2 protein-coding genes are annotated in these 1,961 nt (G+C 57.5%); both read right to left on the minus strand.

Features of this window, described 5'->3' with window-relative positions:
• A partial coding sequence (locus H5U08_RS17095; protein WP_297035851.1) for a carbohydrate binding domain-containing protein occupies positions 1 to 1,725 on the minus strand: 1,725 nt, incomplete at its 3' end.
• 35 nt (positions 1,726 to 1,760) lie between these two features.
• The coding region (locus H5U08_RS17100) for a hypothetical protein (protein WP_297035853.1) at positions 1,761 to 1,961 on the minus strand (201 nt) is incomplete at its 5' end.

Below are 1,961 nucleotides of genomic sequence, written 5' to 3' on the forward strand. Positions count from 1 at the left end.
CCGAAGGCCCATGTTGGCGAGAACTCGGCTGAACATGACGGCCGTCCGGCGGAACGTCTTCCGCAGGTTCTGTTGCTCGGTTGTCCAGTTGAAGTACCAGGGGTTTGTTCCGTCTTCAAAATCGCCGTTGACAAACAGGTTTTTCGAGGTCCCAGCTCCCGAGTTGGGATCTCCGGATTGTTCAACCAGCCGCACCGTGTCCACGCGAAGACGCACTTCCGGCTGGCCCACATGGAGATAAGCCTGCCAGCCTTCTGGATAAGCATTCGTCACTGTGAAACTGAGCCGGACTTCCGACCACTGATCCGGCGAGAGGATCACGTCTTTACCCCGGGCCAGTCGAGTCCACGGTGGGCCAGCCTGCTCCACTTCCAGACGCACAGACGCGGGTTTTCCTAGCGGTTTGACCCAAGCGCTGAAGGTGTACGTCTTTCCTACAGATCCGCTAGCTATTTTTTGTCCGAGTTGCGCCCAAGGTACAGTGGCCATGGTAACTTCGGCACAGGCACGACCCTCGTGGTGGTCGTCCGTGACGACCCGGAAATCGGGTACAGCGTCAGGTTCCTTCACAAAGTCGAAGGGGAGAAGCTGGCAGAACACAATTTGTCCTTGTCTGGTTTCCCCAAGGACATCGCATAATTTTTCCGCTCCTTCAGCCAGGACTGGAAGGTTTCGGGGATCGCGATTGTGAACGTCTGCCGGCGCGATTCCAGCAAAGACGCTGGCAAAGGATGGTTGCGTGAAAAAGGAATTGATGTATTCCCTGGACTCCGTTCTCACCACAGCCGGGAGGAACGAGTTCACCTCGTTTCCTTCCATCCCCAAAAGGAGCATGCGGCCGCCAGCCGCCAGCCAGTTTGCGATCACTTCTCGTTTTCCCAGGAGTTGCTTCTCCGCACCTCGCCCGACAACCAGCACGTGTTCAGAAGTGAGTTTTTCTACCGGAACTTCAGCAAGTGGGACTCCCAGTTGGGTCAGGTACACCCTGCCGGACTGGTCCCCCACATAGACGGCGCGCCGCTCCGGAGGTGCGGAAAGGTCGCCTGTGGTCAGGTAGCGAAGCATATTGACAACGATCTGTTCCGCGACTGGGTCGCGTTCGGTCCGACCCGTAACATCGAGCTGGCAGAACAGGACGCAGCCTTTGCCCTCTCGATATTCCACAAGTGGGGTGTATTGGGAAGCGAAACCGCCGTCCAGGATCGGAAGAAAGTCGCCTCGTTGAGGTTTCTCCAGGAGGGCGGAGGCGACGTTCCCGCGGTTGCCGCAGCGCCAAAGCCGGGTCACCTCGAGGCCACACCATCGGACGGTCGGTGCCCCCGCACAGCGGTCGCTGGGAAGATATTCCAGTCGCGGAGCAAGCAGTGTGGCACTGCCACGCCAATCGTGGAAATGCTCCGCGCTGAGTCCTTCCAGGACGGGGTGATCTGGAACCCGCGGAAACACCTGACGCAGTCCATATTCGGCGATTCGAAAGCCCAAGCGCTTTTCCATGACCTCCCCTGTCTGTTCGAAGACGAGCACCTTCAAACCGCTGCGCACAGCCTGGATTGAGGGAGCGGGTCCATCCACCGTGAGGGCCTTCTTTCCGATGATCAGCAGATCGAGTGCCGAGGGATCGTCGTTTGCCGAAATCGTCTGAAATCCAATTCCGAGCTGTTTCAAAAGCGCGGTCGTTTCTCCCACTGGATCAAACACCCCGATCTTGGCACCTTTTGCTCTCACTTCGTTTGCCAAAGTCTCAGCCTTTGGCGGTGAAATCACCTCCAAGCGACATACATCTGATTGTCGCTCGCCGGTACTGAAGAGAAACTCAGCAGAAAGGAGGTAACGTCCAGGAGACAAAGTCGCTGGGAAAGATACCTCGATGGGCTGGCGAAACTGTTGACCGGTCTCAATCTCCACCTGGCCAGCTTGTTCCGTGTGAAACCCATCGCTTGCCACCGAGTTGTTGGCAGAAT

Source organism: Thermogutta sp., assembly GCF_014359955.1.
GTDB lineage: Bacteria > Planctomycetota > Planctomycetia > Pirellulales > Thermoguttaceae > Thermogutta.